Genomic DNA, 5366 nt, shown 5'->3' on the forward strand with positions numbered 1-5366 from the left:
GGGCCGGCCCCGGGCGGGGGTGCGGGCCCCGGGCCGCGGGGCTCAGGCCTGCGCGGCGACCTTGTCGGAGACGGGCCGGATGGGCCGGTCCGGGGTGCGCGCCGCGGCGGGCCGCGTGCGGATGGCCAGCACGGTGCAGCCCTCCCGGCTGGACATCTGGTGCCGGGTGCCCGGGGCCTCGACGACCAGGTCGCCCTTGGTGTACGAGGGTCCGTCGCTGTGGTCGAGGACGCCGTCGAGGACGAGCATCAGCTCGTAGCCCAGGTGCTCGTGGAAGTCGCCGTGGGCGCCGGGCGGGAAACGCAGGATCAGGCCGACGGAGTCCTCGCCCTTCTCCTCGTCGGGGGCCCACAGAACGTGGTGCTCGACCCCGACCCGTCCGGGCTCCTTCCAGGGCACCCACGAGAGGTCGGTGAGTTCGAAACCGCTGCGGAAGACATTGGGGATGAATTCGATATCGGACATCTATTCCTCTTGTTCGGGTGGGGTCGTGAGACTTCCCGGGTATCTCCCGGGACGGGCGTCCATGCCGGGAGAAAACCTTCGAACACGAGGCTATCTTCGCTGTGCGGCTCTATCGGGAGAGCTGTCGATTTCCGGTATCGAGGTTTCCGATACCCCTTTTTGCGTATTCTTCGGAAGGTGCCCGGCGCGGAAGGGGCCGGGCGTCTTCCGGGGGGAACGGAACGCGCGGAACGCACGGAAAACGGGGCCGCCCGGCCCCTTCCGGGCGCCGGGCGGCGGGAACGTGGTGGCCGGCGGCGCCGGCCGGCGGACGGATCAGACCAGGACCGGACCGGCGGACGGGCCGGGCGCGTCCGCCGCCGGTGCGCCGCCCGCCGGCGCCGCGGTCGTCCGGCGGGCCAGGCTCAGGAAGGCCGAGACGGCGGGGGAGAGCCAGCCGCCGCCCGGCAGCAGGGCCTGCACGTGCATCACGGCGCTGGGCAGGGAGTCGACCGGCACCGGCCCCTCCGGCGCCGAACCGCAGCCGACCGCCGCCCGCGGGACCATGGCGACCCCCAGTCCGGCGCCCGCCAGGCCGAGGGCGCCGCGCGTGGAACCGGTCTCCATGAGGGTCGGCGCCTCCCCCCGCACCGCCGTCAGGTACTGCGGCAGGACGTGCTGGGAGGCGCAGTCGGGGTCCACCACCAGGACCCGGTCCATCGAGGAGGGGTCGCCCGCGGAGGAGCCGGCCGGGCCGACGGGGACGAAGGGGACGGGGAAGAGCGCCTCGCGCAGCACGCCGCCCGCCGCCGCGGCCTTCCGCTCCCCGGCGTCGCGGGCGAAGGTCAGCCCCACGTCCACGCCCCCGGAGGCCACGGCGGCCTCCACGTCACCGGTGCTCATCACTTTCAGGGAGAGGCTGATGCGGGGGTACCGGTAGCGGCTCTGCCTGACGATCTCCTGCAGTTCGTACTCCATGAGGGGGGCGGTCGCCCCGACCACGACCCGTCCGGTCGGCTCGCCCTTGTTCTTGAGCGCGACGGACATCTCGTCCATGACGCTTAATATGCGTCCGACATATACACGGAACGTCTCGCCGGCGGCTGTGAGGCGAACACCGTGCGGTAGGCGGTGGAAGAGCGGCGACCCGACCCTGTTCTCCAGGGACCTCACATGGGCTGTCACACTCGACTGGGAATATCCGAGATTCCTGGCTGTTTTCGTGAGGCTGCCGGTCCTGGCCACTTCCCAGAAAGTTCTGAGTTGGTATGCGGAAAAATCCATGCGAAATCCCCCACGGCAGTGCTCTGACGGCCCGCGCGGTCGCAGGAGGGCCACCGGCCCGGGCACCGGCCCCGGTCGGCGCGGCGGCCGGCCGTCCCGGCGGCCGCCCTGCCCCTGCGGCCGCCCACCGGCCGCCGCGCCGACCGTGCCCTGTCCCCCGGCTCGATACCCCCGCCCCCGTGAAGCGAACCCGTGATCGATGTTGGTCTGTGCCTGCGCAGCACCTGAAACGCTAGCATCACGCCCAGACCGTTAGGAGATGACAGTGGCAAAATCGCTTGTCACGAACAGTAGTCGGAGACCGCAGGTCGAGCCACTGCCCGTCGAGTTCGCCAACACCCTCTCCGCGGTCAGGGGGTGCCTCGTCGAGGGCCTCGGGTCGCCCGCCGAGCTGGAGTCGTGGCTGCGGCGCCACCGGGACCTGTTCCCCGAGCCCGGGCCCCTGCGGAAGGACGAGCTCCGCGCCGGCGAGCAGCAGCTCGTCCACGCGCGTGTCCTGCGCGACGCCCTCCGGCGCCTGATCGCCGCGCGGGTCGATCGCAAGGTGCCCGATCCGTGGGACATCGCGCACGTCAACCGTGCTTCCGGAATGAGCCAGTCCTGGCCCGTCCTGGTCTGGCGGGACGCCCACGCGCCCGGCGCGGACTCCCTGTGCACCGCGGACGCCGTCACCCACGCGCTGTCGCTGATCGCCCGCAGCTCGGTGCTCCTGCTGTCCGGGGAGCAGGGCGCGCTGCTGCGCAGCTGCCGGGCCCCGGGGTGCGTGCTCTTCTTCTACCGCCACCACCCCCGCCGCGCGTGGTGCTCGAGCGGCTGCGGCAACCGCGCACGGGTCGCCCGGCACCATGCGAGGCGCTGCGTCGGTGACGGAAAGTGACGAAAGGCCGATCCGCAGGTGGCGGGAGAACGGCAATGGAGAGGTAAAAATTCATTAGCGCACAACGTCGGCCGAACGTCGCGGACACCTCCGCGACCCTCATCGGAGTGGCCGATCGCAGGCATCGGCGAAGTGATCGGGAGAGCGCTCCCCGCGCCGTTAGCGTCCTCGGCGAGGCCCTGCCAGGGGCCGGCCCGGAGGTGTCCGCACCACCGGGCCGGCCCGCCGGAGCGGGCCCTTCACCTGTCACGAGAGGACCACTCGCATGTCCGGAATCGCTCCGACGCGCCGCAGCGTCCTGGTCAAGGCCGCCGCCACCGCCCTCGCGGTGGGCGCCCTGGTCTCCGTCTCGCCCGCCACGGCGGTCGCCGAGACCCCCGCGCAGCCGACCGACCGCGTCATCTACTGGAACCGGGTTCTCCTGGACGCCTTCCGCGAGGTCGGCGGCCACCCCGGCCCGCTCACCCGGGGCGGGGCGATGCTCAACACCGCCATGTACGACGCCGCCAACTCCATATCCGGGCAGGGCAAGCCCTACCTGACCGACATGACCCAGGCCCGCGGCAGACACGGCTCCCTCAACAGCGCCCTCGACCACGCCGCCTACCACGCGCTCAAGGGCGCCTACCCGCAGCTCGACTTCAGCGACGAGCTCGCGACCGCCCTCGCCCTGCCCGACAGCGGCAACCGGTACGACAAGGCGTTCGGCAAGCTGCTGGGCATCCGGGTCGGCACGAACATCGTCATCGAGCGCTCCGACGACGGCGCGGACGACGCCACGCCGTACAACGTGATCAACGAGCCCGGGTACTGGCGCCCCACCACCCCGGGCGCGGGTCCCGCCGGCGCCAACTGGGGCAAGGTCAAGCCCTGGGTGCTCCAGAGCGGTTCGCAGTTCCGCCCGCAGGAGCCGCTGGGCTTCGAGGACCGCGAGGAGCTGCTGGCCAGCGAGGGCTACGCGGCCCAGGTCGACGAGGTGCGGCGACTGGGCGGCGCCGACTCCACCGAGCGCACCGCCGACCAGACCGAGATCGCCCGCTTCTGGGCCAACGACGCCGACGGCACCTACAAGCCGGTGGGCCAGCAGTACGAGCACGCCATCATCGTCCAGCAGACCCTGCGGCCCCACGACACCTCGTACCAGACCTCCCGGCTGTTCGCCCTGCTGTCGATGGGCCTGGCGGACGCGGCGATCTCGGTGTGGGAGTCGAAGTACCACACGGGCCTGTGGCGCCCGGAGACGGCGATCAAGCTCGCCGACACCGACGGCAACGACCTGACCGTCGCCGACCCGGACTGGAAGCCGCTGTCGGCCACCGCGGCCGGCACGCACTTCTCGCCGTCCTTCCCGACCTACTCCTCGGGCCACTCGGGCATCGCGGCGGCCTGGGCGGGCATCCTCCAGGACTACTTCGGCACCGACCAGGTCTCCTTCACCGGCACCACCGACGACCCGAACGCCGTCGGCGTCACCCGCAGCTTCACCAGCCTGAGCCAGGCCGCGCAGGAGAAGGCCGACAGCCGCCTGTACGCCGGCGTCCACTTCCGCATGGACAACGACGCCGCGCTGGCGCAGGGCTACCAGGTGGCCGACTACGTCTACGCCAACGCCCTGAAGTGATCCGCGACTCGACGAAGTGACCCGCCCGGCCGCGGTGCCCCGGAACCCCTCCGGCGCCGCGGCCGGAGCCCGTCCGGGGATCAGGACCGCCGCTGCCTGTGGTGGCGCGCCACCCGCACCCGGTTGCCGCACCCCGGGGTGCACCACTCCCGGCGCCGGTGGGACTTGACGAAGTACAGGATGCAGCCCGGGGCCGCGCAGGCGCGCACCCCGTGCCGTCCCGGGCCCGCCAGCAGCTCCACGCCGGAGACGGCCACCGCGCCGAGCAGGACCATCAGGGGGTCGGACTCGGCCCAGCGCACCACCGGGCCGTCCGCCGACCCGGCCGCCGTCCCGCCCGCCGCACCGTCCCCGATCTCGGGCCAGCTCACGGCGAGCCTCGCGGCCCGGTTCACCACGGCGACCGGCTGCTCGCCGTAGGGCTCCTCCGCGACGCAGGCGCGGCTCAGCTCCCTCAGCGCCTCGCGCAGCCGCCGGAACTCCTCCAGGTGCGAGGCGGTCGCCGGGCCCGCCGCCGGCCGGGCCGGCTCAGGGGGGAGCGCCTGCGCGTGCTCCTCCAGCCAGAGGTCCAGGTCGGCCGGGACGGCCAGCGCGTCCACCAGGCTGCCGCGCAGCCCGCCCTGGATGAACGTGGTGTTCACCAGGTCCAGCGCCAGGGGTTCCCCGCTCAGAGGGGGCCGGGGCCTCTCGCCGCTCTCCGTCTTCGCCACCCCCTCGCCGATCCGGGTTGTCGCCTCGCTGACGATAATGCCATACTCCCGAGCTAATGGATTACATGCGAATCCATCCATTACCAATTGAAGATCATCCGGAGGTCTCCGTGACAGCAGAACCGTCCGTCGGCACCGCCCCGGCTCCGACGCCGGCGCAGGCTCCGACGCCGGCCCCTGCCGCTCCCTCCCCGGCACCGGCCGCCACCGGGCGGCTGACCAGCCGGGCGCCGGCCCGCCCGCCCGCGCTCACCGTCGCCGTGGCCACCGCCGGCTCGGTCGCCGGGCTCGTCCTGCTGGTGGCCATCGGCGCCTGGCTGGACCAGGTCTGGCTGATCCCCCCGCTCGCGGCCAGCTCCGCCCTGGTCTTCGGAGCCCCCGCCCTGCCCCTGGCCCAGCCGCGCAGCGTCGTCGGCGGGCAGCTGCTCTC

The 5366-nt window shown here is 72.8% G+C and carries 6 protein-coding genes and 1 pseudogene; 3 read left to right on the forward strand and 4 right to left on the reverse strand.

The genetic code is table 11. The features are described from left to right. Positions 1-42: 42 nt before the first annotated feature. The 3 genes and pseudogenes from L7D48_RS25285 to L7D48_RS29610 form a co-directional block, all read right to left on the reverse strand. On the reverse strand, positions 43-465 hold the full coding sequence (locus L7D48_RS25285; RefSeq protein ID WP_237882844.1) for a cupin domain-containing protein: 423 nt from the start codon (positions 463-465) through the stop codon (positions 43-45). A 315-nt stretch (positions 466-780) separates the two neighbouring features. After that, entirely contained in the window at positions 781-1500 is a 720-nt protein-coding gene (locus L7D48_RS25290) for a LysR substrate-binding domain-containing protein (protein WP_237882846.1), read from the reverse strand. Between the two features lie 48 nt (positions 1501-1548). Beyond that, a pseudogene (locus L7D48_RS29610) lies at positions 1549-1728 on the reverse strand (LysR family transcriptional regulator); the annotation flags it as partial. 265 nt (positions 1729-1993) lie between these two features. On the opposite strand from L7D48_RS29610, the gene L7D48_RS25295 reads away from it, so the two are divergent. Both L7D48_RS25295 and L7D48_RS25300 read left to right on the forward strand, forming a co-directional pair. Next, positions 1994-2605, forward strand: a complete 612-nt coding sequence (locus tag L7D48_RS25295; protein ID WP_237882848.1) for an ABATE domain-containing protein — start codon at positions 1994-1996, stop codon at positions 2603-2605. A gap of 265 nt (positions 2606-2870) precedes the next feature. Further along, on the forward strand, positions 2871-4226 hold the full coding sequence (locus L7D48_RS25300) for a vanadium-dependent haloperoxidase (protein ID WP_237882850.1): 1356 nt from the start codon (positions 2871-2873) through the stop codon (positions 4224-4226). A gap of 80 nt (positions 4227-4306) precedes the next feature. Here L7D48_RS25300 and L7D48_RS25305 read toward each other — a convergent pair whose 3' ends face one another. Continuing rightward, positions 4307-4936: an ABATE domain-containing protein gene (locus L7D48_RS25305; RefSeq protein WP_237882852.1), complete on the reverse strand. Its 630-nt coding sequence runs from the start codon at positions 4934-4936 to the stop codon at positions 4307-4309. A 110-nt stretch (positions 4937-5046) separates the two neighbouring features. Between L7D48_RS25305 and L7D48_RS25310 the strand changes: the two genes are divergently transcribed. After that, the coding region (locus L7D48_RS25310; protein WP_374493716.1) for an HPP family protein at positions 5047-5366 on the forward strand (320 nt) is incomplete at its 3' end.

The sequence above is a fragment of the Streptomyces sp. ICN903 genome (assembly GCF_022015835.1).
In the GTDB taxonomy this organism is placed as follows: Bacteria; Actinomycetota; Actinomycetes; order Streptomycetales; family Streptomycetaceae; genus Streptomyces; species Streptomyces fenghuangensis.